This is a genomic window from Nocardiopsis sediminis, assembly GCF_042650565.1.
Taxonomy (GTDB): domain Bacteria; phylum Actinomycetota; class Actinomycetes; order Streptosporangiales; family Streptosporangiaceae; genus Nocardiopsis_B; species Nocardiopsis_B sediminis.
This window is the reverse complement of sequence record NZ_JBHSBH010000010.1, coordinates 499568-525046: the sequence shown is the minus strand read 5'-3', so window position 1 is coordinate 525046 and position 25479 is coordinate 499568. Positions and strand designations below refer to the sequence as shown.

The following is a 25479-nucleotide window of genomic DNA, read 5'->3' as shown; positions in this document are numbered from 1 at the left end:
GGTGTCGGTGACCGCGTTCCACGCCCCCGTGCCCAGGTCGGCCAGCCCATTGCCGACCGTGCTGAGCCCGTCGCCCACTGAACTCCAGAACCCGCCGCCACCACCATCGTCGTCCCCGCCATCGGTGTCCCCGTCGGACTGGGGTTCGTCCTCGGGCTGTTCGTCGTCGTTGGTGTGGGCGACCGGGGAGACGTCGCCGCCCGGGTCGTCGGAGCCGGCCCCGTCGTTCTCGGCGGATCCGCTGCTCTCGTCGCTTCCCTCGGTCGTCCCCGGGTCGTTCCCATCACCGCCGCCTGCGCTGCCGTCTTCGACCGAGTCGATGGCCGAGGCGATCAGGTTCGACACACGGCCGGAGACCCCGCTGGTGATGACCGCCGCGGCGATGGCGGCGACCAGCAGGACGACGGCGCCGTACTCGACGAAGCCGGCGCCGCGTTCGGGATCGTGGATGCGTCGAAGCATGGGGAGATACCTCGGGTCTGCCCCGGACAGGGCGGGCGGGGAGGTCAGCGCAGGAAGAAGGCGCGCGCCGGGGGACGCAGCAGGAGAACGAGGGTCGCGACGGGCAGGATGAGCTGAGTGATGCGTCCGTCGGCGCCGAGGGTGAGCAGGGAGTACAGGCCGAGCAGGGATTCCAGGACCAGAACCGACCAGAAGATGACGCGCCCGCTACGGCGTATGTAGATGGCGAGCAGGAGCTGGGCGATTCCGGGCAGCGAGGCCATCGCGTTGTAGCCGAGTTCGTAGGCGGTGGCCCCGGTGATCAGCAGCATGGACACAGCGGTCACCAGCGTGAGCCCACCGGCGATGAACAGCAGGATCCGGACCCAACGCACAGAAGCCGGAAGTTCCGGCATAAGGTCCGATTTCGGACGGAGTGGTGTCTTACTCATGGATGATTCTCCCGGGCTCTTCACGGTAGGCAAAAATGGGTGATGATCGCATTCGAATGGCCGCCCCCGGTCACGGATGAACTTTTTCCGCCTATCCCCGCCGGAATCGACGTGCACGGAGTCGGTAGCAGCCATGCCGCCCGATTCGTGAGCACGAACCGAGTGGTCATCTGCATCCGCAGGGCCGTCAGCTGAGGCCGGCGCCCGCAAGGGTCAGGGCCCGGGTGATGCTCGAGATAAGGCGCACAAAATCCCCCAATGTCACTTTGAGTGATTAGATGCTCACGCTACAGCTTGAGGGTGGATTGCCGTCTGGACTTTGTGAATTTGGTCCGGGGATGACGGTCGGCCATGGAGGTGACGGGCCTCGGCGGGTGTGGCGAATGGGGATCGGATCGGCGCCATCGTGCACCCCCGCCCACGTGGATGTCGTCGGCCGCGACGTCGAACGAGCGCATCACCCCGCCATCCCGGCCCACGCTCGCCGAATTGACAGGCAAGTCACCACTTGCCTATGGTGACGGGCATGTCGGAGCTGTTCCACGCGTTGGCGGCGCCGGCCCGTCGGCGCATCCTCGATGCCCTGACCGAGCGGGATGGCCAGACGCTTTTCGAGCTGTGCACCAGGCTGGCCGATCAGCACGATCTCGACCTGTCGCGCCAGGCGATCTCCCAGCACCTCGCCGTACTGGAAGCGTGCGGCCTGGTCAGTACACGGAGAGAGGGCCGTTACAAGTTCCACCACCTCGACACTGCCCCGTTGCGGGCCATCGTCGAACGGTGGCGGGTCACGACCGAACCAGAAGGGGATCCGAACGAATGAAGATCTACGTCACCAGCGTCCACGTCGACGACCAGGCCAAGGCACTGGCGTTCTACACCGACCTGCTGGGCTTCGTGAAGAAGCACGACATCCCCATCGGGCAGGACCGCTGGCTCACGGTGGTCTCGCCCGAGAACCCTGAGGGCACCGAGTTGCTGCTCGAACCCGACTCCTATCCGGGCCTGCGCGGGCTCAAGGACTCCATGGTGGGCGACGGCATCCCGGCGGCGTCCTTCGCCGTCGACGACATCGCCGCCGAGACGAAGCGGCTCCAGGACCTGGGCGTCGTGTTCACCCAGGAGCCCTTGGAGCAGGGCCCGGTGACGACGGCGGTGTTCGACGACACCTGCGGCAACCTCATCCAGTTGGTGGAAAAGCGCTCCTGACCGCGCGGCCGTGTGTCCCTGCCCTCCTCTCCTGTACGGGCAGGGACACACGAGTCGTGGTCGGCGGGTCACGAAGCCGTCGCGTTCGCGGGGAAGAGCAGGGTGAAGCTGACCCCGGAGCGGGGTGCGAGGAGGGGCCGCCAGCTCTGCGCGAAGTGGTCGATCAGGGCGATCCCGCGTCCGCCCTCGGTCATGGGGGTGTTGGGCCGAAGGAAGGGGACGGCGTCGGCCTTGCCCTCGTCGTCGACGTCGACGGTGATGCGGCCGCGGTCGACCTCCAGCCCGACGATGAACACCCCGCCGCGCCCGCTGGCCGTGTGCGCGAGGGCGTTCGTCGTCGCCTCCGAGACCAGGAGGACGGTCGCGGCGATGGTGTCATCGGGAATCTCGAACGCGGTGTGCAGGGACAGCAGGTGCTCGACCCACCGCCGGGCCTGGCCGACCTGCTCGTTCCATCCCGGGAAGATGCGGCTGTAGGACATCGCCATCACCACCGTCCGGTAGTGGGTGGCATTTCGCGGAATATCACCCGAATATGGGTGGTAGGTTCCTTCATTTCATGGGCTCCGAATGCGCTAGTGATCGCCTCCCGAGCGACGCTCGGGGAGCGCATTCAGAGTGATTCAGGCGCGGCCGGACTGCCATAAGGGCCACATCTATCTGACTTTTTCTTGATCGACTGACCCATCCTGGACATGCCCTGAATACTCATGAACATGTCCTTTCACGCAGCACTGAAGGCCCAGCTTGAGATCGCGGGGATCAGCCAGCGTCGTCTTGCTCAGACTGTGGGGTGGTCACCCGCGCTGATCTCCGCGTTCTCCACGGGAAAGACCAACCCGAAGCGCGATCAGGTGGCCGCCATCGATGACGCGCTGGCGGCAGGGGGCATGCTCATCCGGCATTGGATGGACGACCGGCGAAGGGCGGCCCAACCGAGCTGGATGCGGAAGATCGACGACATCGACGCTATGGCTTCGGAGATCAGGATCAACCAGCCCACGATTCTCCCCGCGGTGACACAGAGCTTGGCCTATGCGGTGGCCATCATTGAGATGGGCAGCCCGGGTCTCAGCCCGGATGCCGTTCACGAAGCCGCCCGGAAGAAGGTTGAGAAGGCCGATCGCTTACTTCAACCTGAGGGGCCGCACATCACCGTCGTCGTGCCCATGGGCGTGCTGCGCGCGGCGACCGAGATCGCCCCCGATGCCCTGACCCACCTGCTGGCGGTGACAGAATCGGCGACGGTACAGGTCCTCCCCGACGGCATCCACTTGGCAGCCGCACTGGGGGCATTCCGAGTGATCAGCTTCACCGACCGGCTGCCCGTCGCCTTCGTCGAGCACGCATCCGGTGGTGGCGTGATCGACCATGGTCCGGAAGTCGAGCGGTTCAGCATCGGCGTGAACCGGCTGGCTGCCTGGGCGCTGGACCCTGCCGAGTCCCGGAAGAAAATAGAGGAATTGACATGAACCGCGAGTTTCACACGTCGAGCTACAGTCACTCCGGCGGTGAGTGCGTAGAGGTGTCTGAGGGTGCGAAAACCCTCGTTCGCGACACCCGCAACAGAGAGCACGCCACCTTGGCCTTCCCCGCGGCCGAGTGGCGGGCACTGCTGGCCGACATCGACTCTCTGTAGTTTCCGCTGGTGTGGCTGTGGGCCCCGAGGAGACCCTCGGGGCCCACAGCCACACCCGGCGGTCAGTCGCGTCGGCGCAGAACCGTGAACGCCACCGCGAACGCCGCCCCCAGCAGCCCCACCCCGATGGCAAAAGCCAGGTGGTACCCGCTGGTCAGCGCCTCCTCCTGGGCCGTGCCCCGGGTGAGCAGGGTGTCGGTGCGCGATGCCGCCAGGGTGGACAGGATCGCGACCCCGACGGCCATGCCGATCTGCTGAGTCGTGTTGAACAGCCCCGACACCAGGCCGGCGTCCTCGTTGCCTGCGCCGGACATGCCCAGCGACGTCAGGGCGGGCATGGCGAGCCCGAACCCGGCGGCGAGCAGCATCACCGGGAACAGGTCGGTGAGGTAGTCGGGGTTCACCGGGACCCGGGTGAGCAGGGCGAACAGCAGCATCAGCAGCCCGAGCCCCACGAGCAGCACCTTGCGCTCCCCGAACCGGGTGTTGAGCCGCGCCGAGATCCCCAGGGACACCACGCCGATGGTCACCGCCGCCGGCAGCATCGCCAGCCCGGTGGCCGCCGCCCCGTACCCCACCACCCGCTGGAGGTAGAGGGCGAACAGCACCTGGAAGGAGAACAGCGCCGCCACCATCAGGATCTGCACCAGGTTGGCCCCCGAGACGGCGGGCGACCGGAATATCCGCAGCGGCACCAGCGGCGTCGCCGTCGTGGCCTGGCGGACGACGAACCCGGCGAGCAGCGCGGCGGCGAGAGCGCCGGTGGTCAGCGCCGGGGTCGACGCCCAGCCCTGCTCCGACACCTGCACGACGGCGTAGATCCCCGACATGAGCCCGCCGGTGACCAGCGCGGCGCCGATGACGTCGGCCCCGGCGGCGAGGCCGAGCCCCCGCTCGGCCGGGAGCACGAGGGCCGCGACCGCGAGCACGGCGATCCCGATGGGCAGGTTGATGAGGAAAATCGAGTGCCAGCCGAGCGTGTCGGTGAGGACTCCGCCCAGCACCTGGCCGATGGAGGCTCCGGCGGATCCGGTGAAGCTGAACACGGCGATGGCGCCGGCGCGCTCGCGGGCCTCGGTGAACAGGGTCACCAGGATGCCCAGGCTGACCGCGGAGGCCATCGCGCTGCCGGTTCCTTGCAGGAATCGGGCGGCGATGAGCATCGCCGGTGTGGCGGCGGCCCCGGCCAGGATGGACGCGGCGGTGAACACGACGGTGCCGAGCAGGAACATCCGCTTGCGGCCGATCAGGTCGCCGAGCCGCCCGGAGAGTAACAGCAGGCTGCCGAAGGCGATCAGGTAGGCGTTGACGACCCAGCTGAGCCCGGCGGGGGAGAAGCCGAGGTCGTTCTGGATGGCGGGCATCGCGACGGTCACGATGCTGCCGTCGAGGATGGTCATCAGCGCGCCGGTGGCGATCACGCCGAGGGCGGCCCGGCGCTTCGCGGGCGAGAGGGCCGGCGCGGCTGCGGGGTGGACGGACGTAGCGGACATGAGGTCTCCCTGTCGTTCAGGACAACAGTGAGACCATAGCAGATTGTTCCGTTGTAGATGATTTCTCTTGGATCTACTTCTCGCGCTGCCGGGCCCGCCGTACCGGCTGAGGACTCTCGGCCGGCACCGCCAGATGCCCCGAGACCAGCCGGTTCAGGGCGCACAGGAGGACATCGCGCTCGTCGGTGGGCAGCGACGCGACCGCGTCGGCGTGCACCCGGTCGACGATCTCCTGGCTCCGCGCGGCGACCCCGGCGCCCTTCTCCGTGACCGCGATGATCCGGGCCCGGCGGTCGGTGCTGGAGGGGCGGCGCTCGGCCAGGCCCGCCTTCTCCAGGGCGTCGACAGTCACGACCATCGTGGTCTTGTCCATGTCGCCGATCTCGGCGAGCTGGATCTGCGTGCGCTCCTCTTCCAGGGCGTGGACCAGCACGCAGTGCATGCGCGCCGTCAGGCCGATCTCGGCGAGCGCCGCCGCCATCTTGGTCCGCAGGACGTGACCGGTGTGGTCCAGCAGGAAGGACAGGTCGGGTTCGGTGCGGTGGGGTGCCATTGCGGTCATGCCGCCAGCGTAGCAACCAGGTCCGTCGCGGATTATCCGTCAAGCATCCAGGCGCCCTCGCATGCCGTGGCAAGGCTCGGAGTCCCTCACTACGCCCTCTCTGCGCGGGCGTCGCGGTCTCCTCCCCGGTCGGCCGCACGCCGTCGCGCACATCCACTTGACGCACAGCTCGTTTGTAAAGATATTCTTTACGCGTGCAAGAAGGATTGACAGATGCGCTGCGGGCTTTGAAGGCGCACATGGACGCGTTCCTCGCCTCACGTGTCCTGACGAGGGACGACGACTGGGCCGACTCGATAGGGCGTGCCGTGAGCATGCAGGCGGCCGCCGATGACGTCGTGCGTGCCGTCGTGCAGCAGGCACGCCAAAACGGCGCTACGTGGCAGGTCGTCGGCGATGCGCTCGGCGTGAGCCGGCAGGCGGCGTTCCAGCGCTATGGCAAACCGATCGACCCCCGAACAGGAGAACCCATGAACACCACGCCACTCCCCGGCGTTGCCGAACTTGCCGCCTCCGTGATCGAAGACCTCGCGTCCGGGCAATGGTCACGTGTCACCAAGCGGTTCGATCCGGCCATGCGCGACGCCCTGTCGGAGGACGCGCTCGCGGCCGCGTGGGCGCAGATCGTCGGTCTGTCAGGAGCCTTCGAGGGGCTTGGAGGGCCGGAGATCACCCGGGCCGGCGACGTGACGATCACGAAGACGCCGCTCGCATTGGAGGCGGGCGACTACACGGCGCGGATCGCGTTCCGCGACGACCGCACCATCGCCGGTCTGCACATCCTCGAAGGGCAGGCGTCGTGACCGTCGAAACCCCGTGCGCATCGACCGCGTCCGAAACCCGAGGCGGCCCCGGACCCCGCATGAGCAGCGGCGATCTGCGGTCCATCGTCGTATTCACCGCCCTCGCGTTCGCGCTCGCCTGGCTCGTCGCGCTCCCGCTCTGGCTGGGCGACGGGCTCGCCGTCTCCTGGTTCCCCCTCATCGCCATCGCCATGATGATGACCCCCGCGGTCGCCGCCCTCGTCGTCGTGTTCTTCGTGGAGCGGCCGCAGCACAAGGCGCGGACGCTCGGGCTGGGCCCGTTGAGACCGGCCGGGAGACTGATCGGCTACGCGGTGCTGGGGATCTTCGTGTCCATCGCGCTGGTCCTGGTGGCGCTCCCGGTCGGCGCGCTGCTAGGGGTCTATCCGGCCGATTTCGTGAACTTCTCCGGGTTCCAGCAGGTTCTCGACGAGCAAGTGGGCGCCGAGGGAATGGCCGAAATCCCGATCCCGATCGGCGCGCTCATCGTCGTCCAGCTCGCCACGCTCCCCACGGCGGCGTTCATCAACCTCATCCCGGCGCTGGGCGAGGAACTCGGCTGGCGGGGGTGGCTCCTGCCGAAGCTGATGCCGCTCGGTACAGTCCCGGCCCTGCTGATCATGGGTGTCATCTGGGGCCTCTGGCACGCCCCGCTCATCCTCCTCGGGTACAACTACCCCGATGCGCCGGGCTGGCTCGGCCTGGCCGCGATGGTCGGCATGTGCATCCCGGTCGGCGCGGTCTTCGGCTGGCTGCGGCTGCGATCGGGATCCGTGTGGCCCGCGGCGCTCGCGCACGCCGCGTTCAATGGGGCGGGCGCGACCTACCTCACCTTCGCGAAGGCAGGCGAGCACGTCGACACCACGCAGGCGACGATCCTCGGCTGGAGTGGGTGGATCGTGCCGCTCGTGCTCGTCGTGGTCCTCCTTGCCGCAGGGCAGTTCGCTTCCGTGAAGCACCCGCCGGCGGAAAACTGACCATCGAAACCATTCTGGTCAGTTGGTCGTATACCGTTGGGGCGACACGACGCGAAGGGAGTCGCCATGACGGAGACCAAGGGCCACGGGCGTGCGCTGGTGGTCGGGCTGGGGATCGCGGGGATCGCCACCGCGCTGCGGCTGCGGCAGGTGGGCTGGGAACCGGTGGTGGTGGAGCGGGCGGCCGCGCGCCGTTCGAGCGGGTACTTCATCATGGTGTTCGGCACCGGTGTGGCCTCCGCGCGCCGGCTGGGGGTGCTCGACGCGATCGGCGACCGGACTCCGCGCGCGGCCACCGTCGAGGTGAACCGGGCCGGGCGCCGCACCCCCGGCATGAACCCGGGCAGCCTGCCCGGCACACCTCGCGTCGTGCTGCGCGGCGACGTCGAGCAGGCCCTCTTCTCCGCACTGCCCGACGACGTGGAGATCCGCTACTCCACCGTGCCCACCCGCATCACCCAGGACGACTCCGCCGCCGAGGTCACCCTGCACGACACCGCCTCCGGCGCCACCTCCACCGAGCGCTTCGACCTGGTGGTGGGCGCCGACGGGATGCGCTCGACCGTGCGCCGGCTGGCCTTCGGCGACGGGGACCACCTGCACCCGCTGAACTACATGATCGGCGCCACCGTGGCCAACGAACAGATCGAGGGCTTCGGCCAGGGGGAGGGCCTCGTCCTGGCCGAACCCGGGCGCTCGGCGTGGACCTTCCCCTTCTCCGACCACCCTCCGGGCCTGCTGTTCTCCTACCGCACCGACGACATCGACGCCGAGTTCACCCGCCCGGCGATCGAGTCGATCCGCGCCGCCTTCGGCCCGCAGCCCGCCGGGCCCCTGCTGGAGAAGCTCTACACGGCGTTCGAACAGGCCCCGGACCACCTGTTCGACTCCGTCAACCAGGTCAAGATGGAGCGCTGGCACAACGGCCGCGTCGTGCTGGTCGGCGACGCCGCCTGGTGCGTCACGCTGTATGCGGGCATGGGCGCCTCCAGCGGCATGGCCGGGGGCGAGCTGCTGGGCACCATGCTCCAGCGCCACCCCGGCGACCTGCCCGCAGCGCTGCGGGCGTGGGAGGCCCGGATGCGGCCGTGGATCGCAACCGAGCAGGACAGCGTGCTCATCATGCGTAGGCTGTTCACGCCCCACGACCGCCGGGAGCAGATCACGCGCACCGCGATGCTGCGCCTGATGAACGCGCCGGTCATCGGGCAGGCCATGGGCCGGATGAACGGCAGGTCCATGGCCAACAAGCAACTCGACATCGCCGCCGTGTGATACCCCGCGATCCACGCGCGCGCCGCGAAGGAAGAGGACGACCCCCGTGCACCAGCTGATCGAGCACCGCTCGCGCAAAGCCGCCCGCATCCTGGACAGCGCGCGCGAGCTGGTGCTCGATCACGGCGTCCGCAAGGTCACCGTCAGCGAGATCGCCCGGACGGCCGGCGTCGGCAAGGGCACCGTCTACCTGTACTGGGCCACCAAGGAAGACCTCATCCTCGGGCTGTTCGCGCGCGAGCTGCTGGCCTTCGTGGACGCGGTCATCGACCGCATCACCGCCGACCCCGCCGCGGTGCTGCCGCGCCGCCTGGCGCCGCTGCTGATCAGCACCGGGCGCGACCTCGCCCTCAAATCCCGGCTGAGCGGTGGCGGCGAGGTGGTGCGGCTGCTCACCCAGGAGCCGGGCGACCGCGACCTGTTCGCGCGCATCCGGCCCAGAGAACTGTGCGACGCGGTCATGCCGATCCTCCACCGCCACGGCCTGCTCCACCCGGACCGGCCCCTGGCCGACCAGTCCTATGTCATGCACGCCGTCCTCACTGGATTCGGCATCGCCGGATCGGACCCCGGCACCGACCCGCTCGGCGTCGACGACCCCGACGCACTCCTGTCCGACACCGTGGCCCGGCTGATCGAGCCGCCCGCCGTCCCTGACGCGTCGGCCATCGGCGCGGCCGCCGCCGAAACCGCCGCCGTCTTCCGCGGTACCAGGGACGCCGTCCTCGACCTCATCGCGCGCAGTCAGGTCACCGGGGACTGACCGGTCCCCGCCGCCCCCCGGTGGCGCCCGCCGATTCGCCGCAAAGAGCGCGAAGCGGCTGACAGGAGATGGCAGGTATGACGCGTAGAACAGTGAGGACACGAACGAACGGACCACTGGAAACAGGGGGAGACCCGGTATGCGGGAAAGTCTCAAGGGCAGGGTCGCGCTGGTGGCGGGGGCGACCAGGGGAGCGGGCCGGGCGATCGCCGTGGAGCTGGGGCGTGCGGGCGCCACGGTCTACGCGACGGGGCGGACGACGCGTGCGCGGCGCTCCGAGATGAACCGCCCCGAGACCATCGAGGAGACCGCGGAACTGGTGACCGAGGCCGGGGGAGAGGGCATCGCCGTCGCGGTCGACCACCTGGTGCCCGGCGACGTGCGCGCCCTGGTCGAGCGGATCGACGCCGACCACGGCCGGCTGGACGTCCTGGTCAACGACATCTGGGGCGGCGACGTCTACCTCGAGTTCAGCCGGAAGATGTGGGAGCACCCCATCGAGGACGGCCTGCGGATGCTCCGGCTGGGCATCGACACCCACGCCATCACCAGCCACGCCGCCCTCCCGCTGCTCAACCGGACACCGGGCGGGCTGGTGGTGGAGATGACCGACGGCACCGCCGAGGCCAACGCCGCCTACCGCGCCGATGGCGGCTACTTCTACGACCTGGTGAAGGTGGCGGTGCAGCGCATCGCGCTGGCGCAGGCCGAGGAGCTGCGCCCGCTGGGCGGCACCGCCGTTGCGCTCACCCCGGGCTGGCTGCGGTCGGAGGCGATGCTCGACATCTACGGGGTGACCGAGGAGAACTGGCGCGACGCCCTCTCGGAGGTGCCGCACTTCTGCATCTCGGAGTCGCCCGCGTACGTCGGCAAGGCCGTCGCGGCGCTGGCGGCCGATCCCGATGTGGCCCGGTGGTCGGGGCGGACGCTGTCCAGCGGGCAGCTCGCCCAGGAGTACGGGTTCACCGACACCGACGGCTCCCGCCCCGACGCCTGGCGCTACATCCTCGAGGTCGAACGCCCCGGCAAGCCCGCCGACGCCACCGGCTACCGCTGACCCCCGAGCCCGTGAGCGGGCGGGACGGCGTCCCGCCCCTCCGGGCCCGTGCCCCTCATCCCGCCGATGCGGCGCGGATCATCCGGAGCTGGCCGATCTCGGAGACGTTCTTCATCAGCTCGGCGTTGACCCAGCCCACCATGTGCGCGACGGTCATCTCCGGGTCGCCCTGCCAGGGGAAGGGTGCGGGGGCGTCCAGGTCGGCGTCGGTGAGGCCGTCGAGCACCGACAGCCATTCGTCGCGCAACCCGCGCAGCCACGCGACGGCCGCCGGGCCGTCGCCGGGCCAGGTGATCGCGGTGCGCTCGCGCGGGGTCCGCCCCTGGGCGTGGTCCAGGGTGACCGACCACCACCAGCCGATATGCCAGGTGACCCAGCCGATCGTGGGCACCGGGACGGGGTCGGGCTCGGCCTCGTCCCAGTCGGGCGTCCACGTCCCGTCCTCGCCCGGCCGCACCGTCCAATGGACGGGGGCGGGCTCCCAGAGGGCGTCCGCCGGTTTCAGGCGGTCCAGGTGGTATTCGAACAGCTGCCAGGTGAAGTCGAACTGCCAGCGCAACAGATCACGGCGGGAAACAGACATGGGCCACACCCTGGCACAGGAGCCACACGGCCGGAAGCGGATTTCCGTCGGGCCGCGGGGCCACGGGACCGGGGCGGCGGCCCCGTCATGATCGTCAGGCGCGCCGGTAGGCCGTTCCCGTGGCGTCGCGGTGCAGCAGCCCATCGTCGACCAGGGCGCGGCGCAGGCTGACCCAGTCGTCCAGCCACTCGGCGCACAGCGCGTTGACCTTGGGCTCGGAGTAGGTCTCGCCCGCTGTGAACGTCTCCGCCACGACCGCCAGCACGCGGGCGCGCACCTCGGGGGCGCCCGGGATCGCGGTGAGGCGGCCCCGGCGGAAGTAGGCGCCCGCCCCGTCGCCCGTCCGGCGTCCCGAGATGCGCACCTCCGCCGCGACGGCCCTGCGGAACGCGTCCTCGACGACGTGGGCCCCTGCCTGGTCGTCGAGGGCGACCAGCCCGCCCGCCGTCAGCCTGTGCAGGGCCGCGGCGGCGGCAGCGGGCCGGAGCCCCGTCGCCTCGGCCACCTCGCGCGGGGTCGTCGCCCCGAGCTCGACGGCGGCGAAGGCGGCGCGGCGGTCGCGCTGGGCCAGCAGGCCGACGATGTCACCGCAGGAGGGCGGGCTGGGGCGCTCGTCGGGAACGGGTGAAGGCATGGGGTCCACCATCGGTTCTGTCTCGGGAGGCGCGGCGCCCCCGGTGTCGGCACACATGCATAGCAGGAACGGGCGCGCGACATGTCGGAATTTCCACCCGCCCGCGACCGCAGGCGGGCGGGCACCGCGCGTGCGCTAGGCTCCCCGCGTGCGAGAACGACGAGGAACCGACGACGTCCACCCCCACCACGGCGCCATCCGCGAGGTCCCGACCGGCCGCCACGCGACCCGCCTGGTCTATGCCCCCGACCGCGACGGCCGCGCCGACGCCGGCGAGGTCGTGTGGACCTGGGTCCCCTTCGAGGAGGACCCGTCGCAGGGCAAGGACCGGCCCCTTCTGGTCGTGGGCGCCGCCCGCGGTGTCCTGCACGCGCTGATGCTCTCCAGCCGCAAGCCCGACGACTGGGAGGAGCGCGACTGGATCGAGCTGGGCTCGGGCCCGTGGGACTCCAGCGGGCGGACCTCCTACCTCGCCCTGGACCGCCTGTTCGAACTCGACGAGACCGACATTCGCCGCGAGGGCGCCGTCCTGGACCTCGAACGCTTCCAGGCCGTGGCCGCCATCCTGCGCGAGCGCTACGGCTGGAGCTGACCCGGCAACGGACGGCGCGGCCCGTGGCTACTCGGGGGCGTTCGCGTCGCGGACGCCCCCGCCGCGAGGGTGTCCGCCGGAGTGCCGCCCCTGCCCCGGCCGGCGGTCGATCCGGCTGAACAGGTAGCTCATCCCGATGCCGGCCGGTACCGCCCTGTGGCCGGCCTCCTGGCACTCATCGTTGCACTCTGTCACGGTCGCCTCTCCACGGGCCGATACGTCCCATGGTCGCACCGGCGGTCCGAATTGTTCCCCGGCGCCCGGGACGACGGCCGGTGCCCGGAAAACCCCGTGCGCCCGCGCACGGTGAACTCTAGGGTGTCGGTCGTGCGCGACCTCACCCTGCTGCCAAAGGCCCACCTGCACGTCCACCTGGAGAGCACCGTGCGGTGGGCGACGCTGCGCGAGATCGCGCGGGACAACGGGATCGAGGTCCCCGCGCCGCCCGGGGGCGGCGGCCCGGCGGCGTTCGCCGGGTTCCGGGCGTTCGCCGACTACAACGCGCTGGTGCGCGAGTGCCTGCGCCGCCCTGAGGACTTCACCCGCATCGCCCGCGAGTTCTGCGCCGACGAGGCGGCCCAGGGAACCCGCTACGCCGAGGTGACCTTCACCGCCGCCTCCCACGGCGACCGGCTCGGGATGCCGGAGATGCCGCTGGAGGCGGTCCTGCTGGGCCTGGAGGAAGGGCGGGCCGCCTACGGCATCGAGTACCGGGTCCTGCTCGACCATTCGCGCCGCCGCTCGGTCGAGCGCGCCCGCCGCACCCTCGGCCTGGCCGTGCGCTACGCCGGCGAGGGGGTGATCGGCATGGGGATGGCGGGGGAGGAGGCCCACCCGCTGGCCCCCTTCACCCGGGTGGTCGATGAGGCCGCCGACCACGGGGTGCACCTGGTGCACCACGCGGGCGAGGCGTGCGGCCCCGCGAGCATCCGCGAGGCCATCGGCCCCGGGCGCACCGAGCGGCTGGGGCACGGCATCCGGGTCCTCGACGACCCCGGCCTGGTCGCGGAGGTGCGCGAACGCGGCATCCCCCTGGAGGTGTGCCCGTCGTCCAACGTCGCCCTGGGCTTCGCGGACTCCCTCGAAGCGCACCCGCTGCCGCGGCTGCGCGCAGCGGGGCTGGCCGTCACGGTCAACACCGACGTCCCGGCCATCGTGGGCACCACGCTGACGCGGGAGTACGCGCTGCTGCGCGACGCCTTCGGCTACGACGACGCCGTCCTCGCCGGCCTCGCGCGCGCCGGCGCCGATGCGTCCTTCGCCCCCGCTCCGGTCCGCGAGCAGCTGCACCGCGCCATCGACTCCTGGCTGGCGCAACCGGCCCCCGCCTGAGCGTGTGCGCTGACGCAAGCGCGCCGATCGACTTGCGCCTCAAGCGGCTTGAGGTACCAGAGTGGCCCGCATGAACGAACACGAGCTGTATCCCATCGGCGACGCCGCGCGCCGCAGCGGGCTGAGCGTCAGCGCCGTCCGGTTCTACGCCGACGCCGGGGTCGTGGAGCCCACGGGCCTGAACGAGGCCGGCCACCGGATGTACGACATCGACGCCGTCGCCCGGCTGGAACTCGTCCGGACCCTGCGCGAGCTGGACACCGACCTGGACGCGATCCGGCGTCTGCTCGACGGCCGCACGACCCTGCGCGACCTGCTCGCCACGCACCTGGAGATCGTCGAGCGCCAGGAGCGCACCCTGCGGGCCAGGCGGGCGGTGCTCAGGGCCCTGATCAAGCAGGGCGGCACGGCCGAACAGGCGGCCCTGATGCACCGGCTCGCCTCGATGTCGGACGAGGAACGCGAGCAGGCCATCGATGAATTCTGGGACGACGTCAGCGCCGGCCTCGACGTCCCCGAGGTCTGGATCGGCCGGTTGCGGGAATTGCGCCCCGTCCTGCCCGCGGACCCCACCGTCGCCCAGCTCGAGGCCTGGATCGAGCTGGCCCACCTGGTCTCGGACCCCGAGTTTCGCGACGCGGTCCGCACCACCCTGCACGACCACTACTCCACTCCGGCGGGGCGGATCATGGCCGGCGATCCGGTCCAGGACTTCATCTACGGGACCGGGATGCGGCTCGGCGAGGAACTCTTCGCCGCTTACCACGCCGGCGAGTCCCCGCGGTCGCCTCGGTCACAGCAGGCCGTCCTGCGCTTCATGGAAGGGGCCAACGCACTGGGCGGCACGCCGCTCACCCCCGATGTACGGGACAGGATGGCCGACTCATGGCGGCAGATACCCGAGCTCCTGCAAGAGGTCGCCGACGTCGACGACCCCCACGACCGGTACCAGACGCTGGTGGCGGTGATCAACGGGACGGAGACCGCGGACGACATCCCCTATGCCTGGATCGCCGACGCCATGAGCGCCCTCGAGCTCCCGCCCCCTGACGTGCACACGCGGTGACCGCAACGGCAGGGGCCGCGGCGGCCGCGGATCACCCGGCCAAGGCCCGCTGCCGGTCGTGGGCCCCGTCCCCGCGGGTGCCGGGCCCGGCGGGATAGTGCGCGGGAGGTAGCCCCGGTCTTCGGCCTACGCCCGGGGGTGTAGGCCGAAGACCCGCGTCCGGACGAAGACGGCCGGCGCTGCCCTCTCCTAAGGTGCACATGTCCAGAAAACCCGTGGTGTCACCACATCTGCGACATGTGGCGTTCTCCGCCCTCGTGAGGAGTCGAACAATGACGTTGACCCGGCGCGGCGTGATCCGGCTCGCGGGAGGGGCGGCCATCGTGGCTCCCCTGGCCACGGCGTGCGGCAATGGCGGCGGCGCCGGAGGCGACAACAGCAACGAGGGCAGTACCGGCCGGCTGCTGGAGAGCGCGGCGCCACTGCCGGAGCCGTTCGGGGTGGCCCTGCCCATCCCCCCGGTGCTGGAACCCGTCAGCACCGACGGCGGCACCGACCACTACGAGATCACCCAGCGCGCGGCCGAGATCGAGATCCTGCCCGGGCTGCGGACGGAGGTGTGGGGCTACAACGGCATCTTCCCCGGCCCCACCATCGTCTCCCGCAGCAACCGCCCGGTCGCGGTCACCCACCGCAACGAGCTCCCCGTCCCCGTCGTGGTGCACTTGCACGGCGGCAAGACCCCACCCGAGCACGACGGCTACCCCACCGACATGATCCTGCCGGCCGGCGGCCCGGCGCCCTCCGGGCACGAGTCCCATGGCGGGCAGAGCGTCCCGTTGGGCGACACCAGCGACGGCACCCGGGTCTATGAGTTCCCGCTGGAGCAGCCGGCCGCCACCCTCTGGTATCACGACCACCGGATGGACTTCACCGGACCGCAGGTCTACCGCGGCCTCGCCGGTTTCCACATCGTCCACGACGACGTCGAGGACGCCCTTCCGCTCCCCACGGGCGACCGGGACGTCCCACTGATGATCTGCGACCGGGCCTTCGAGGAGGACGGCGCGTTCGCCTACCCCTCCCTCGACCCGGGGCTCCAGGGCGAGCCCGGGGTCGAGAACCCCTACATGTCCGGCGTGCTGGGCGACGTCATCCTGGTCAACGGCGCGCCGTGGCCGCACATGGAGGTCACCGGCACCCGCTACAGATTCCGCATCCTCAACGCCTCCAACGCCCGCCGCTACAAGCTCGCCCTGGACCCGCCGCCCGCCGAGGGCGCTGCGTTCACCCAGATCGGCAGCGATGCCGGGCTGCTGGGCGCCCCGGTCGAGCTGGACGACATCGAGGCCGCACCCGCCGAGCGCTTCGACGTCGTCGTCGACTTCTCCGCCTACCCCATCGACAGTGAGGTCACGCTGGTCAACGCCTTCGGCGAGGACGGAACCGCGCAGGTCATGCGGTTCCGTGTCGTCGAAGAAGCCGATGACGACACCGAGATCCCCGACCGGCTCGCCGACTTCGAGACCCTGGCGCGCGCCGACGCCGTCGCCACCCGCCGCGTGCGGTTCGCCCGCGAGGCGGCCAACCCCGGGGGCGGCGGCAACCTCTGGACCATCAACGGCGAGACGTTCGACCCCGACCGCGTCGACTTCGAGCCCGCCCTGGGCTCCACCGAGGTCTGGCGGATCACCACCAACGTGCACCACCCCGTCCACCTGCACCTGGCCCACTTCCAGGTGCTCTCGCGCGACGGCGGCGACCCCGGCCCCTATGACGCCGGGTGGAAGGACACCATCGACCTGCGCGACGGTGAGGAGGCCGAGATCCTGGTCCGCTTCACCGGCTACCCCGGCCGCTACGTCTACCACTGCCACAACCTCGAACACGAGGACATGATGATGATGGCGAATTTCACCGTCGTCTGATCGCCCGCCCTCCTCCGGAGGCACGTGCGACCGGGTTGCGAGCCCGGCTCCAGCGGTCCGGGCCACACTCGTCCCGTGCCGCCGCACCCGGCGCGGTACACGTGCGCCCCACCGGAGAAGGGAGCCCAGTTGAGAGCCGTCGCCTTCCGCTCGCCCGGCCCGCCGGAGGTCTTGGAAGTCATCGAGGCCGACGACCCCGTCCCCGGGCCCGGCCAAGTGCGGGTGCGCATCCGCGCCGCCGGGGTGCAGCCCGTTGACACCGCGGTGCGCCGCGGCGTGCCGCTCGGCTTTCCCGTCACGCCTCCGCAGATCCTCGGCAACGACTTCGCCGGGACCGTCGACCGCGTCGGCGCGGGCACGGCCGCCCCCGCGGTGGGCGACGACGTCCTGGGCTGGGCGCTGCTCGCCTGCTACGCCGAATACGTGGTCGTCGACGCTGGCCAGGTCGTCGCCAAGCCGCCGTCGATGCCGTGGACCGAGGCCGGGGCGCTGCCCGCCTCGGCCCAGACCGCCCACACCGCGCTGTCGGAGCTGGGCGTGGGCCGCGGCGACGCCGTGCTCGTGCACGCCGCCGCGGGCGGCGTGGGCGCCTTCGCGGTGCAGATCGCCAGGGCGTGGGGCGCCACGGTGATCGGGACCGCCGGCCCGCACAACCACGACTTCCTGCGCTTCCTGGGCGCCGTCCCGGTGGCCCATGGGGACGGGCTCGTCGAACGGGTGCGCGCCGTCGCGCCGGGCGGGGTCGACGCCGTGCTGGACATGGTCGGCGGCGCCGCGCTGCGCGACTCGCTGGACCTGTGCGCCGACCGCGCCCGGGTGGGCACCATCGTGGACTACGCGGCCGCCGCGGAGCTGGGCGTCCGGGGGATCCGCTCGCGGCGGTCGGCGGAGCGGCTGCGCGAGATCATCGCCCTGTACGAGCAGCGCGCGGTGCGCGTGCACGTGTCGGGCGCCTACCCGCTGGAGAAGGCGGCCGACGCCCACCGCGCCTCCGAGACCCGCCGTACCCGCGGCAAGCTCGTGCTGCTCGTGGAGTGACGGCGGGCCGCACGGCCCTCAGCCGCTGGAGCGGCGGCGCAACGGCCACGTCACGAGGGTGGCCACGGCGGTGATCAGGCCGCCGGCGATGACGGCGATCCAGAGCACCTCGGGCACCATGTCGGCCATGAACGCCGGGGTGGCCAGGGTGAGGAACACCGCCGCCAGAGCCTGGAACCGCGCACCGGGGCCGGGCAGGGCGTCCGCCTCCGCTCGGCGCCGCCGGGCGTCCAGGGCGAGGTAGGCCGCCGGAAGCAGTAGAACGACGGCCCAGGGGCCGGGCGGGCGGATGGCCGCGCCGACCCCGGACTCCACCAGCGCCGGGAGGAAGACCACGTAGTCGATGAGCCAGAAGCCCACGAAGACGAACGCCGTGACCAGTGCCGCCGCGGCCCACAGCGCCCGCCCGGCCGCCGTGCGCGGGCGGTGCGCGAAGGCGCGCTCGGCGATGTCCACCGCGTTGAACGGGCTGTAGAGGGGGTGGCGCCGCCCCCACACCAGCGACGGCAGGGCCGCCACCTCCAGCCCGCCGTACCCGATCACCACGTTGAGCAGCAGCGACAGCGAGGTGTACATGGCGAGCGCGTCGTGGAAGGGGGCCGGCCCGATGTCGAAGGGGTAGACCAGGATCGGGGCCTGGAGCAGGCCGGCCGTGATCCACGGGTTCACCCGGCCGATGAAGCGGTCGCGCAGCAGGCCGTAGACCACGATGAACGCCGCTGCGACGGCGGCGAAGGAGCCCAGCATCCACAGGACGTGGCCATAGGCGGAGCCGTCGTGGGGCAGCCGGTAATACAGCAGGAGGAGCCCGAGGACACCCGTGATGAGCCGGAAGACCCGGCCGGCGGGGCCCATGTCGCGCCCGAGCGCGAAGTCCTTCGCTGCGGAGTGCTGCACGGGTGCGGGATCGCTGTCGGTGGTGGCCACGGGTCTGTGCCTCCATTCGGGTGCGCACGCGCACCGGGGGGATGCGAAGGCGGCGCGGGACCGGCCGCCCCGGCCTGCGCCGCACGGGCGCGGTCCGCTCAGACTGCCGGGCCGCGCTGGACGTCGGCTGGACGATCGCTGGCATCTCAGGTGGGGCGGCCGCTCCGGACGCGGCCGCGCCTCAGGACCGGGCGACGAGCGGATCCGGCAGGTGGCCCTCGGCGCGGATCAGGTCCGCGGCGCGTGCCACCGCGGCGCGGTCGGCCGCCGCGCCGCGCGGCCGGGCCGGCAGCAGCGGCGCCACGGCGCTGCGCTTGGCGGAGACCGCCGGGTGCCGCCGCGCCAGGGCGCTGAGGCCCTGGCCCGGGCCCGCCTCGACCAGCAGCACGTCGTGGTCGCCCAGGAGCCGGTCCAAGGCCGGCCAGAACAGCACCGGCTCCGCCGGCTGGGCGGCCCAGAACCCCGGGCTGCGGGCGTCGCCGGCACCGAGCACGCCCCCGAGCCGCGCCGAGTACACGGTCAGCTCCGGCGCGCGCAGCGGGATCGCCGCCCACGCCCGCGCCGTGGCCCGGGCCGCGGCGGCCAGCATGGGGCTGTGGAACGCCTGGCGCGCGCGGGCAGGGCGGCAGGTGATCCCGTCGGCGCGCAGCGCCGTGCGCGCCGCCTCCAGTCCGGCCGCCGGCCCGGCGAGCAGCGTCTGCCAGGGCGCGTTGACCGCGCCCACGACCACCTGGCCCGACAGGTAGGGCGCGAGGTCGGCGGCGGGGGCGGCCACGGCCAGCATGCCGCCGGGCGGGCCGCCGGAGAACGCGGCGATGCGGTCGCGCATCATCAGCATGCCATCGGCGAAGTCGATGACGCCGGCCAGCGTCGCCGCCGCCATCTCCCCGACGCTGTGCCCCAGCAGGGCCACGGGTGCGACCCCCCACTCCAGGACCATGCGCCCCAGGGCATAGTCGACCGCGTAGAGCAGCGGCTGTGCGCGTGAGACGTCGTCGAACAGGTGGTGCTCCTCGTCGGACAGCCACTCCGCCCGCAGCAGGTCGCCGTCGCGGCCCAGCAGGGCGAAGGCGCGGTCCATGGTGGCGGTGAACACCGGGCAGTGGTCGTAGAGCCCCGCGGCCATCCGCCCGTGCTGCGCCCCCTGGCCGGGGAACAGCAGGGCGACGGGACGCCCGGCGGGAGCCGGTTCCGGCCGGGGCACGGCCGGGGCGGGGGAGGGGACGGCGGCGTCCCGGGACGGGGTGGGCATGGCTCTCCCTACGTTGTCGGGCGGCCCCGCAGGGCCGGACGGGGCTCCGGGGCCGCGGGCCGGGGCGAGGCGGCGTCCTCCCCGCCGGCGGAGCGCGGGAGGAGGAAGAGCAGCAGCACGACCAGCAGGCACACGCCGACGTCGGCGGTGAGGGTCCAGACCACCGCTTCCACGTGGCGCTGCGGGCCGGCGGCGTCGGCCGGGCCCAGCAGCGTGAAGAACAGGGTTCCGATCAGGGCGACCCCCACGGCCCCGCCCGCCTGCTTGAAGGTGGTGAACACCGCGGCGGCGGCCCCTGCGTCGGCGGCGGGCCCCGCCGCCAGCGTGACGTTCAGGATCGGCGCGCCGACCAGCCCCATGCCGACCCCGATCGCCAGGAGCGCGGGGACGATCTGCCCGGAGGTCACCGACGTGCCTGCCGCGTGGACGACGGCGGTCAGGGCGCCCATCCCGGCGGTCGTCAGCAGCGCACCGCCCACCAGCACCGGGCGGCCGTATCTGCGCGCCAGCCCGATGGCGGCCATGGACGCGATCGCGGTGCCCAGCGCCCATGGGGCCACGGTCAGCCCCGTGCGCGCCGGCGAGAAGCCCAGGCCGTTTTGCAAGACGACTACGAAGACCAGGAAGAAGCCGCCCACCAGCGCCGCGGTGATCAGGTTGACCAGCAGGCCCGCCGTGAACGCGCGGCTGCGAAACAGCCCCAGCGGCACCAGGGGGGCCTGGCCCGCGCGTTCGCGGCGGCGTTCGACCAGGAGGAACAGCAGGAGGGCCGGGACCGCCGCCGCCAGCGCGCCCCACGTCCACGGCGGCCACCCGTGGTCGGCGCCGTACATCAGCGGATGGATGAGCAGCAGCAGCGCCGTGGCGGCGAGGACCGCCCCGGCCAGGTCGAGGCGGCGGCCGGTCGGCCCGTGCGACTCGGCCACGGCCGCGGCGCCCATCACCCAGACCGCCGCCCCCAGGGGCAGGTTGAGCAGGAAGATCGCCCGCCATCCCCAGCCGAACAGGTCCGCCTGGACGAGCAGGCCCCCCAGAACCGGGCCGCCCACCGTCGACAGCCCGATGACCGCGGAATAGGCGCCCATGGCCGCACCGCGCCGTACGGCGGGCACCATGACCTGGATGACCGCGAGGACCTGCGGGCCCATCAGTGCGGCCGCGATCCCCTGCGCCACCCGGGCCGCGATCAGCACGCCGGCGCCGTCGGCCAGCCCGGCCAGGGCCGAGGCCAGCGTGAAGCCGGTGACCCCGGCGAGGAAGACCCGGCGGCGGCCGGCGAGGTCCCCCAGCCGCCCGCCGGTGACCAGCAGCAGCGCGAACGGCAGCGTGTAGCCGGCAAGCACCCACTGCATCTCCGCGGCGCCGGAGCCGAACTCCTGCTGGATCGCGGGCACGGCGACGTTGGCCGCGGTCACGCCGAGCTGGTTCATGAACGAGGCGACCAGCACCGCGGCGAGCGCGAACGGCCGTGCGGGCCGGTCCGCGCCGCCCCCGGCGGGCGCGGTGTCCCCGGTGGCGGTCACGGCGCGGCGGCCAAGGCGACGGCGGCGGCGTTGGCCACCAGGGCGAGCAGCGCGAAGGCGGTGCGCAGCCGGTGCCAGCCGCGCCACAGCGGGCGCGGGTCCGGCCAATCGGCGGGCACCGACTCCGGGTCCACCGCGTTCACCCGCCGGTTGATGGGCACGTTGCCGAACTGCGACACGATCTGGACGCCGACCAGCGCCAGCAGCGCCGCGGCGGACAGCACCCGCACCGGTGTCCCGGGGGCCACCACGACCAGGCCGATGTCAGCGAGCACGGCCGCGCCGACGATCAGCGGCATCGAGGGGTGGTACCCCTTACCGAGTTCCTTGTGCAATGGGATATAGGTTCCCATGGGAAGCGCGGTGAGCGTGGGAAGAACGCTCACCGCAACGGCGAAGAAGACGCCCGCGACAATTCCGCTGCCGATGATCGCGACGATTCCGAGAGCCTGGACCAGCACCGGCACCACCATTTTCCGACGGGCAACACGACGATTCTCCGGGAATGCTTCCAGCGGGCATTCGACATGCGCTCCACGACCGGTCGAAGGTCCCTGGTCGCCGTTCGACGCGGTATTCAGCGGCCTTCGAGAACCGGCTGAAAGCATCGCCTCACCACGCCGGAGGAGCGTGTTCCGCACAGACCGGACCGCACCGCGGGGACACCGCGCGCCCGTCGGCCGGCTCGGAAGGTGGAGGGAACCCAGCATGCACCGGACACTCATCGTCGCCCGGATGAACCCGGGCGACGCCGACAATGTGGCGAACGTCTTCGCGGAATCCGACGCAAGCGAACTTCCCCACCTGATCGGCGTCGACCGGCGCACCCTTTTCCGTTTCCACGACCTCTACTTCCACCTCGTCGAGGCCGATCAGAGCATCACCGAAAACCTCTACCGCGCACGCAGCCACCCCCTTTACGGGGACATCCACACCAAGCTGGCGCAGTTCATCAGCCCCTATGACCCGGCGTGGTCGGAGCCCAAGGACGCCATGGCCGAGGCCTTCTATTCGTGGACGCCCGGCAGGTGAGGATCGACCGCGTCGATACGGCCTGCCGAGAGGAGAAGACCGTGACCACCACGTCAGCGAAGAAGATCGCCGCGGCCGACGTCCCCGCCAACCGGCGCCGGGGCGGCGATGTGCGCGTCCTGCTCAGCCCCAAGACCGTCGGGTCCACATCGGGCTTCGGCGGCGTCCTCACCCTGGAGCCCGGCGAATACGTCTGCGAGCACATCCACCCCTACTCCGAGGAGTTCGTCCACGTCATCGAGGGCACCGTGCTGATGCGCGTGGGCACCGACGAGGTGGAGCTGGGGCCCGGCGACGCGCTCATGGTGCCCATTGGCGCGCCCCACCGCGTGCGCGCCGGCGCCACCGCGGTGCGCATCGTGTTCCACCTCAGCCCGCTGGCGCCCCGGCCCGAGCTGGGCCACATCGACCTGGAAGTGCCGCCCGGCAGCGAGGACGCCCCGGACCCCGAGGTCGGTGGCGCCAGATGAGCGGCAGAGGAGTCGCGGTCACCGGCATCGGCGTGGTCGCCCCGGGCGGCGTCGGCCGCGACGCGTTCTGGGCGGCCATCACGGCCGGGCGCACCGCCACCCGCCGCATCACCTTCTTCGACCCCGCCGGGTTCCGCTGCCAGATCGCCGCCGAGGCCGACTTCGACCCGGCCGCCCACGGCCTCACCCCCCGCGAGATCCGGCGCATGGACCGGGGCGCCCAGTTCGCGGTCGTGGCGGCCCGCGAGGCCATCGCCGACAGCGGGCTGGCCACCGGCGACCTGGTCCCCGAGCACACCGCGGTGACCGTGGGCAACGCCGTCGGCTGCACCATGGGCCTGGAGCACGAGTACACCGTCGTCAGCGACAGCGGGCGCTCCTGGATCGTCGACCACGAGTACGCCGTGCCGCACATGTACGACTACTTCGCGCCCAGCTCGCTGGCGCGCGAAGTGGCCTGGGCCAGCGGCGCCGAGGGACCGACCTCGGTGGTGTCCTCCGGCTGCACCTCCGGTATCGACGCCCTGGGCTACGCCGCCGGGCTCATCCAGGAGGGCGCGGCCGACATCGTCATCGCCGGCTCCACCGACGCCCCCATCTCGCCCATCACCGTGGCCTGCTTCGACGCGATCAAGGCGACCTCGGTCACCAACGACCGCCCCGCCGAGGCGTGCCGCCCCTTCGACGCCGAGCGCAATGGGCTCGTCCTGGGCGAGGGATCGGCGATGTTCGTGCTGGAGAGCACCGTCGCCGCACGGCGGCGCGGCGCCCACGTCTACTGCGAGATCGCCGGGTACGCCACCCGCGCCAACGGCTTCCACATGACCGGGCTCAAACCCGACGGCCGCGAGATGGCCGAGGCCATCCGGGTGGCCATGGACCAGGCCCGGCTGGGCCCCGACGACATCGACTACGTCAACGCCCACGGCTCGGGCACCAAGCAGAACGACCGCCACGAGACCGCCGCCGTCAAGGCCGCCCTGGGCAACCGCGCCTACGACGTGCCGATGAGCGGCATCAAGTCCATGGTCGGGCACTCCCTGGGCGCCATCGGCGCCATCGAGATCGCGGCCTGCGCGCTGGCCATCGAGAACGACGTCGTGCCGCCCACCGCGAACCTGCACACCAGCGACCCCGAATGCGACCTGGACTACGTCCCCCTGACCGCACGCGAGCACCGCACCGATGCGGTGCTGTCGGTGGGCAGCGGGTTCGGCGGGTTCCAGAGCGCCATCGTGGTCGCCGCCCCCGGAGAGGTGAGGGCATGAGGTCCGCCGTCGTCACCGGCATGGGTGTCATGGCCCCCAACGGCCTGACCACCGACGCCTACTGGTCCGCGACCCTGGACGGCAAGAGCGGGATCGACCGCATCCGGCGGTTCGACTGCTCCGCCTACCCCGTGTCCCTGGCCGGCGAGATCACCTTCGACCCCGTCGACCTCGTGCCCGGCCGACTCCTGGTCGAGACCTCCACGATGAGCCATCTGGCGATCGCCGCCGCCGAGATGGCCCTCGCCGACGCCCGGATCACCCCCGCCGAGCTGCCCGAGTACGAGCTGGGCGTGGTCACCGCGAACGCCACCGGCGGCGTCGAGTTCGGCCAGCGCGAATTACAGAACCTGTGGACCAACGGCCCCGCCCACATGAGCGCCTACATGTCGATCGCGTGGTTCTACGCCGCCACCACCGGGCAGCTGTCCATCCGGCACAAGCTGCGCGGCCACTGCGGCGTGGTGGTCACCGAGCAGGCCGGCGGGCTCGACGCCATCGGCCACGCCCGGCGGGTCCTGCGTCAGGGCCAGCGCATGGTCCTGGCCGGGGGCACCGAGTCGGCGATGTCGCCCGCCGGCATCGTGGCCCAGATCCCCACCCGCAGGCTGAGCACCCGCGACGACCCCGGCCGCGCCTACCTGCCCTTCGACGCCGACGCCTCGGGCTATGTCCCCGGCGAGGGCGGGGCCATCCTCATCGTGGAGGACGCCGGCTCCGCCCGCGACCGCGGGGCGGGGACCCCCTACGGCGAGATCTCCGGCTACGCCGCCACCTTCGACCCCCGGCCCGGCAGTGGGCGCCCGCCCGCCCTGCGCCGCGCCATCGAATCGGCCCTCGCCGACGCCGGTGTCACCCCCGGAGACGTGGACGTCGTCTTCGCCGACGCCGCCGGGGTGCCCGCCCTCGACGCCGAGGAGGCCGCCGCCATCAGCGCCGTCTTCGGGCCCCACGCGGTCCCCGTGACCGCGCCGAAGGCGCTCACCGGGCGCATCTACGCCGGGGCCGGCGCGCTGGACGTGGTCGCCGCTCTGCTGGCCATCCGCGACGGCGTTCTTCCGCCGACCGCCAACGTCACCGAGCTCGCCCCCGGCTGCGACATCGACCTGGTCCGCGGGGAGCCGCGCAGCGCCCCGGTGCGGACCGCCCTGGTGCTGGCGCGCGGCAACGGGGGCTTCAACTCCGCCCTCGTCGTCCGCGGCCCCGGCGCCTGACCCGACCGA

The 25479-nt window shown here is 71.9% G+C and carries 29 protein-coding genes and 1 pseudogene; 18 read left to right on the top strand and 12 right to left on the bottom strand.

Annotated features, from left to right (window positions below; all coding sequences use genetic code 11):
- Both ACFOVU_RS17415 and ACFOVU_RS17410 read right to left on the bottom strand, forming a co-directional pair.
- Positions 1–462: pseudogene (locus ACFOVU_RS17415) on the bottom strand (hypothetical protein); the annotation flags it as partial.
- 44 nt (positions 463–506) lie between these two features.
- A complete protein-coding gene (locus ACFOVU_RS17410; RefSeq protein WP_378534883.1) occupies positions 507–836 on the bottom strand; it encodes a hypothetical protein in 330 nt (109 codons plus the stop codon).
- Between the two features lie 583 nt (positions 837–1419).
- On the opposite strand from ACFOVU_RS17410, the gene ACFOVU_RS17405 reads away from it, so the two are divergent.
- Complete coding sequence (locus ACFOVU_RS17405; protein ID WP_378534881.1) at positions 1420–1716, top strand: ArsR/SmtB family transcription factor; 297 nt, start codon at positions 1420–1422, stop codon at positions 1714–1716.
- Positions 1713–2102: a VOC family protein gene (locus ACFOVU_RS17400; protein WP_378534879.1), complete on the top strand. Its 390-nt coding sequence runs from the start codon at positions 1713–1715 to the stop codon at positions 2100–2102. Before ACFOVU_RS17405 ends, ACFOVU_RS17400 begins: the two co-directional genes overlap by 4 nt.
- 68 nt (positions 2103–2170) lie before the next feature.
- Here the strand turns inward: ACFOVU_RS17400 and ACFOVU_RS17395 are convergent, their stop codons facing one another.
- Positions 2171–2584, bottom strand: coding sequence for an ATP-binding protein (locus tag ACFOVU_RS17395; protein WP_378534877.1), 414 nt, complete (start codon positions 2582–2584; stop codon positions 2171–2173).
- A 234-nt stretch (positions 2585–2818) separates the two neighbouring features.
- Between ACFOVU_RS17395 and ACFOVU_RS17390 the strand changes: the two genes are divergently transcribed.
- Together ACFOVU_RS17390 and ACFOVU_RS17385 are read left to right on the top strand one after the other, a co-directional pair.
- The gene (locus ACFOVU_RS17390; RefSeq protein WP_378534875.1) at positions 2819–3574 is read left to right on the top strand and encodes a helix-turn-helix domain-containing protein; all 756 of its coding nucleotides are present in this window, start codon (positions 2819–2821) and stop codon (positions 3572–3574) included.
- Positions 3571–3741 (top strand): DUF397 domain-containing protein, encoded by a 171-nt coding sequence (locus ACFOVU_RS17385; RefSeq protein WP_378534873.1) that lies wholly within the window; start codon positions 3571–3573, stop codon positions 3739–3741. Before ACFOVU_RS17390 ends, ACFOVU_RS17385 begins: the two co-directional genes overlap by 4 nt.
- A 62-nt stretch (positions 3742–3803) precedes the next feature.
- Here the strand turns inward: ACFOVU_RS17385 and ACFOVU_RS17380 are convergent, their stop codons facing one another.
- Positions 3804–5234, bottom strand: coding sequence for an MFS transporter (locus ACFOVU_RS17380; RefSeq protein WP_378534871.1), 1431 nt, complete (start codon positions 5232–5234; stop codon positions 3804–3806).
- A gap of 73 nt (positions 5235–5307) precedes the next feature.
- A complete protein-coding gene (locus tag ACFOVU_RS17375) occupies positions 5308–5796 on the bottom strand; it encodes a MarR family winged helix-turn-helix transcriptional regulator (RefSeq protein WP_378534870.1) in 489 nt (162 codons plus the stop codon).
- Positions 5797–6035: 239 nt separating this feature from the next.
- Here ACFOVU_RS17375 and ACFOVU_RS17370 point away from each other — a divergent pair, with 239 nt between their 5' ends.
- From ACFOVU_RS17370 to ACFOVU_RS17350, 5 genes are all read left to right on the top strand, one after another.
- The gene (locus ACFOVU_RS17370) at positions 6036–6599 is read left to right on the top strand and encodes a DUF3887 domain-containing protein (protein ID WP_378534919.1); all 564 of its coding nucleotides are present in this window, start codon (positions 6036–6038) and stop codon (positions 6597–6599) included.
- Positions 6600–6658: 59 nt separating this feature from the next.
- Positions 6659–7576: a CPBP family intramembrane glutamic endopeptidase gene (locus ACFOVU_RS17365; RefSeq protein ID WP_378534868.1), complete on the top strand. Its 918-nt coding sequence runs from the start codon at positions 6659–6661 to the stop codon at positions 7574–7576.
- Between the two features lie 66 nt (positions 7577–7642).
- Positions 7643–8851, top strand: a complete 1209-nt coding sequence (locus tag ACFOVU_RS17360) for an FAD-dependent monooxygenase (RefSeq protein ID WP_378534866.1) — start codon at positions 7643–7645, stop codon at positions 8849–8851.
- 46 nt (positions 8852–8897) lie between these two features.
- A complete protein-coding gene (locus tag ACFOVU_RS17355) occupies positions 8898–9614 on the top strand; it encodes a TetR/AcrR family transcriptional regulator (protein ID WP_378534864.1) in 717 nt (238 codons plus the stop codon).
- Positions 9615–9753: 139 nt separating this feature from the next.
- The gene (locus ACFOVU_RS17350) at positions 9754–10671 is read left to right on the top strand and encodes an SDR family oxidoreductase (protein WP_378534863.1); all 918 of its coding nucleotides are present in this window, start codon (positions 9754–9756) and stop codon (positions 10669–10671) included.
- 55 nt (positions 10672–10726) lie between these two features.
- Here the strand turns inward: ACFOVU_RS17350 and ACFOVU_RS17345 are convergent, their stop codons facing one another.
- Both ACFOVU_RS17345 and ACFOVU_RS17340 read right to left on the bottom strand, forming a co-directional pair.
- Positions 10727–11254, bottom strand: coding sequence for a DinB family protein (locus ACFOVU_RS17345; protein WP_378534862.1), 528 nt, complete (start codon positions 11252–11254; stop codon positions 10727–10729).
- A 94-nt stretch (positions 11255–11348) separates the two neighbouring features.
- Positions 11349–11888, bottom strand: a complete 540-nt coding sequence (locus tag ACFOVU_RS17340) for a DUF2087 domain-containing protein (protein WP_378534861.1) — start codon at positions 11886–11888, stop codon at positions 11349–11351.
- A 148-nt stretch (positions 11889–12036) separates the two neighbouring features.
- Here ACFOVU_RS17340 and ACFOVU_RS17335 point away from each other — a divergent pair, with 148 nt between their 5' ends.
- Entirely contained in the window at positions 12037–12480 is a 444-nt protein-coding gene (locus ACFOVU_RS17335; protein WP_378534860.1) for a type II toxin-antitoxin system PemK/MazF family toxin, read from the top strand.
- A gap of 27 nt (positions 12481–12507) precedes the next feature.
- Here ACFOVU_RS17335 and ACFOVU_RS17330 read toward each other — a convergent pair whose 3' ends face one another.
- Positions 12508–12675 carry a hypothetical protein gene (locus ACFOVU_RS17330; RefSeq protein WP_378534858.1) on the bottom strand — a complete coding sequence of 56 codons (168 nt, stop codon included), beginning with the start codon at positions 12673–12675 and terminating at the stop codon, positions 12508–12510.
- Positions 12676–12807: 132 nt separating this feature from the next.
- Here ACFOVU_RS17330 and add point away from each other — a divergent pair, with 132 nt between their 5' ends.
- The 4 genes from add to ACFOVU_RS17310 all read left to right on the top strand — a co-directional run bounded on the left by add (position 12808) and on the right by ACFOVU_RS17310 (position 17784).
- Complete coding sequence (gene add / locus ACFOVU_RS17325; RefSeq protein ID WP_378534856.1) at positions 12808–13812, top strand: adenosine deaminase; 1005 nt, start codon at positions 12808–12810, stop codon at positions 13810–13812.
- A gap of 70 nt (positions 13813–13882) precedes the next feature.
- A complete protein-coding gene (locus ACFOVU_RS17320; protein ID WP_378534854.1) occupies positions 13883–14878 on the top strand; it encodes a MerR family transcriptional regulator in 996 nt (331 codons plus the stop codon).
- Between the two features lie 272 nt (positions 14879–15150).
- Positions 15151–16746, top strand: a complete 1596-nt coding sequence (locus ACFOVU_RS17315) for a multicopper oxidase family protein (RefSeq protein ID WP_378534852.1) — start codon at positions 15151–15153, stop codon at positions 16744–16746.
- A gap of 129 nt (positions 16747–16875) precedes the next feature.
- A complete protein-coding gene (locus ACFOVU_RS17310; RefSeq protein WP_378534850.1) occupies positions 16876–17784 on the top strand; it encodes an NADP-dependent oxidoreductase in 909 nt (302 codons plus the stop codon).
- 18 nt (positions 17785–17802) lie between these two features.
- Here ACFOVU_RS17310 and ACFOVU_RS17305 read toward each other — a convergent pair whose 3' ends face one another.
- From ACFOVU_RS17305 to ACFOVU_RS17290, 4 genes are all read right to left on the bottom strand, one after another.
- Positions 17803–18711 carry a DUF6410 domain-containing protein gene (locus tag ACFOVU_RS17305; protein ID WP_378534848.1) on the bottom strand — a complete coding sequence of 303 codons (909 nt, stop codon included), beginning with the start codon at positions 18709–18711 and terminating at the stop codon, positions 17803–17805.
- Between the two features lie 181 nt (positions 18712–18892).
- Positions 18893–19963: an acyltransferase domain-containing protein gene (locus ACFOVU_RS17300; RefSeq protein ID WP_378534846.1), complete on the bottom strand. Its 1071-nt coding sequence runs from the start codon at positions 19961–19963 to the stop codon at positions 18893–18895.
- Between the two features lie 8 nt (positions 19964–19971).
- Positions 19972–21486: an MFS transporter gene (locus ACFOVU_RS17295; protein WP_378534843.1), complete on the bottom strand. Its 1515-nt coding sequence runs from the start codon at positions 21484–21486 to the stop codon at positions 19972–19974.
- Positions 21483–21947, bottom strand: a complete 465-nt coding sequence (locus ACFOVU_RS17290) for an anthrone oxygenase family protein (RefSeq protein WP_378534841.1) — start codon at positions 21945–21947, stop codon at positions 21483–21485. Before ACFOVU_RS17290 ends, ACFOVU_RS17295 begins: the two co-directional genes overlap by 4 nt.
- Positions 21948–22194: 247 nt before the next feature.
- Here ACFOVU_RS17290 and ACFOVU_RS17285 point away from each other — a divergent pair, with 247 nt between their 5' ends.
- Genes ACFOVU_RS17285 through ACFOVU_RS17270 form a run of 4 tightly spaced genes read left to right on the top strand, consistent with a single transcriptional unit; the run spans position 22195 to position 25470 of the window.
- Positions 22195–22518: a TcmI family type II polyketide cyclase gene (locus ACFOVU_RS17285; protein WP_378534839.1), complete on the top strand. Its 324-nt coding sequence runs from the start codon at positions 22195–22197 to the stop codon at positions 22516–22518.
- Positions 22519–22559: 41 nt separating this feature from the next.
- Positions 22560–22988 (top strand): cupin domain-containing protein, encoded by a 429-nt coding sequence (locus ACFOVU_RS17280; protein ID WP_378534837.1) that lies wholly within the window; start codon positions 22560–22562, stop codon positions 22986–22988.
- The gene (locus ACFOVU_RS17275) at positions 22985–24256 is read left to right on the top strand and encodes a beta-ketoacyl-[acyl-carrier-protein] synthase family protein (RefSeq protein WP_378534835.1); all 1272 of its coding nucleotides are present in this window, start codon (positions 22985–22987) and stop codon (positions 24254–24256) included. Before ACFOVU_RS17280 ends, ACFOVU_RS17275 begins: the two co-directional genes overlap by 4 nt.
- Positions 24253–25470, top strand: a complete 1218-nt coding sequence (locus ACFOVU_RS17270) for a ketosynthase chain-length factor (RefSeq protein ID WP_378534833.1) — start codon at positions 24253–24255, stop codon at positions 25468–25470. Before ACFOVU_RS17275 ends, ACFOVU_RS17270 begins: the two co-directional genes overlap by 4 nt.
- The last annotated feature ends 9 nt before the right edge of the window (positions 25471–25479 follow it).

Bases quoted from the DNA above. Each gene is read 5' to 3' on its own strand.
- ACFOVU_RS17405 (WP_378534881.1), top strand. From the start codon at position 1,420: ATGTCGGAGCTGTTCCACGCGTTGGCGGCGCCGGCCCGTCGGCGCATC.
- ACFOVU_RS17400 (WP_378534879.1), top strand. From the start codon at position 1,713: ATGAAGATCTACGTCACCAGCGTCCACGTCGACGACCAGGCCAAGGCA.
- ACFOVU_RS17395 (WP_378534877.1), bottom strand. From the start codon at position 2,584: ATGTCCTACAGCCGCATCTTCCCGGGATGGAACGAGCAGGTCGGCCAG.
- ACFOVU_RS17390 (WP_378534875.1), top strand. From the start codon at position 2,819: ATGTCCTTTCACGCAGCACTGAAGGCCCAGCTTGAGATCGCGGGGATC.
- ACFOVU_RS17385 (WP_378534873.1), top strand. From the start codon at position 3,571: ATGAACCGCGAGTTTCACACGTCGAGCTACAGTCACTCCGGCGGTGAG.
- ACFOVU_RS17380 (WP_378534871.1), bottom strand. From the start codon at position 5,234: ATGTCCGCTACGTCCGTCCACCCCGCAGCCGCGCCGGCCCTCTCGCCC.
- ACFOVU_RS17375 (WP_378534870.1), bottom strand. From the start codon at position 5,796: ATGACCGCAATGGCACCCCACCGCACCGAACCCGACCTGTCCTTCCTG.
- ACFOVU_RS17370 (WP_378534919.1), top strand. From the start codon at position 6,036: ATGGACGCGTTCCTCGCCTCACGTGTCCTGACGAGGGACGACGACTGG.
- ACFOVU_RS17365 (WP_378534868.1), top strand. From the start codon at position 6,659: ATGAGCAGCGGCGATCTGCGGTCCATCGTCGTATTCACCGCCCTCGCG.
- ACFOVU_RS17360 (WP_378534866.1), top strand. From the start codon at position 7,643: ATGACGGAGACCAAGGGCCACGGGCGTGCGCTGGTGGTCGGGCTGGGG.
- ACFOVU_RS17350 (WP_378534863.1), top strand. From the start codon at position 9,754: ATGCGGGAAAGTCTCAAGGGCAGGGTCGCGCTGGTGGCGGGGGCGACC.
- ACFOVU_RS17345 (WP_378534862.1), bottom strand. From the start codon at position 11,254: ATGTCTGTTTCCCGCCGTGATCTGTTGCGCTGGCAGTTCGACTTCACC.
- ACFOVU_RS17340 (WP_378534861.1), bottom strand. From the start codon at position 11,888: ATGCCTTCACCCGTTCCCGACGAGCGCCCCAGCCCGCCCTCCTGCGGT.
- ACFOVU_RS17320 (WP_378534854.1), top strand. From the start codon at position 13,883: ATGAACGAACACGAGCTGTATCCCATCGGCGACGCCGCGCGCCGCAGC.
- ACFOVU_RS17315 (WP_378534852.1), top strand. From the start codon at position 15,151: ATGACGTTGACCCGGCGCGGCGTGATCCGGCTCGCGGGAGGGGCGGCC.
- ACFOVU_RS17300 (WP_378534846.1), bottom strand. From the start codon at position 19,963: ATGCCCACCCCGTCCCGGGACGCCGCCGTCCCCTCCCCCGCCCCGGCC.
- ACFOVU_RS17285 (WP_378534839.1), top strand. From the start codon at position 22,195: ATGCACCGGACACTCATCGTCGCCCGGATGAACCCGGGCGACGCCGAC.
- ACFOVU_RS17275 (WP_378534835.1), top strand. From the start codon at position 22,985: ATGAGCGGCAGAGGAGTCGCGGTCACCGGCATCGGCGTGGTCGCCCCG.
- ACFOVU_RS17270 (WP_378534833.1), top strand. From the start codon at position 24,253: ATGAGGTCCGCCGTCGTCACCGGCATGGGTGTCATGGCCCCCAACGGC.